The sequence below is a fragment of the Micrococcus sp. HMSC067E09 genome (assembly GCF_001812555.1).
Classification (GTDB): Bacteria; Actinomycetota; Actinomycetes; order Actinomycetales; family Micrococcaceae; genus Micrococcus; species Micrococcus lylae.
Window position 1 is genome coordinate 1 of record NZ_KV809435.1, and the last position, 1205, is coordinate 1205.

The 1205-nt window shown below is 55.1% G+C and carries 1 protein-coding gene; it reads right to left on the reverse strand.

Going from position 1 to position 1205, the window contains the following annotated elements; all coding sequences use genetic code 11:
* Nucleotides 1–226 precede the first annotated feature (226 nt).
* The coding region (locus HMPREF2863_RS11460) for an MFS transporter (protein WP_210386725.1) at nt 227–1205 on the reverse strand (979 nt) is incomplete at its 5' end.

Sequence of the window (1205 nt, forward strand, 5' to 3'; positions counted from 1 at the left end):
CCCGTCTACACCCTCGATTGTGAAGAGCCCGATAAGCCTCCATATCGATGTTCAGAACAATGAGAGCGACACAACCAGGGCGACTTGCAGGCGATTTCTCCATTTCACACTGAAGTGCGGGAAACACGCCCAAGGAGCCAACCGACTACACCAGGAGCTTGAAGGACGGAAAACTCTAAGAGGCAGGAACGTCGCCCCAACAAGAAAATGCACTTCCCATCGCGTATCATAATTCGGCTCGACTGGAACCGCCGGCAACCGACGCGCGCACTGGGGCGCATATCAAAGCGCCACCAAGTACTGCCAAAACACCGCCCGCAGCAACCGTGATGCCGTAAACAGAAGCAACCGGGACAAGGGCAAAGAGCGCCGCCGCAAGCCCGGAGGCCACCAAGGACGACACCGCTGATGCAGAGCTCACCGTCGCCGATACGCGTCCTAGCAACTCAGGCGGGGCAGCATTCTGCAAGAGCGGCCCCTGCGCCACCCCATAGGCGCTCACGAAAACACCAGCAAGAAACATGAAAACGAAGGATGGGACCATTGCATCTACGAGACCCAACCCAACGTAAGTCAGTCCCATAATGCAAAGAACCGCCACGAACACCACCCTGAGCCCAAGCCTGGAGATGAATACGGGCGTTACAAGAGAACCAATTAATGCACCAATTCCAAAAAGTGAGGACGCCAGTCCAAACTCCACAACTGTAAATCCCTTTCCTGCGGTCCAAAGCAGAATAAGTGCAACATTGTTCAAGCCGAGAGGGATGCCATAGATGGTGGCGCCAACAAGCACATACCGAAGCTCAGAAACCCCCCAGGAAACAGCCCAACCCTCAACAAGCGAAGCGAAGAAACCTTTCTCCGGAGCAGTAGACTCCTGTACTGCATCCTCACTACAGTCATAGCCAACTCGCGAGGAAACGAACGCCCCAAGGGCGAACAAACAGTTCGCGATGAACAGGGATCCAACGAGACCAAGGCCAATGAGAACAGCCGGCCCAGCCGCAGCGGCTACGATCGAAGCAGATGTCAGAACGGCCATGGAAAGGCTCGCAGCATGAGGCCGATGCTCCGGCGGAACAACTTCTCGTACCACGACTGCACGAGCAATGAAGAACAGCTGATTCAGGGCAGACAATATGGATGTCGCGACAATCAAGAGTATCGCAGTTAAGTGGCTCTTCACAATCGAGGGTGTAGAC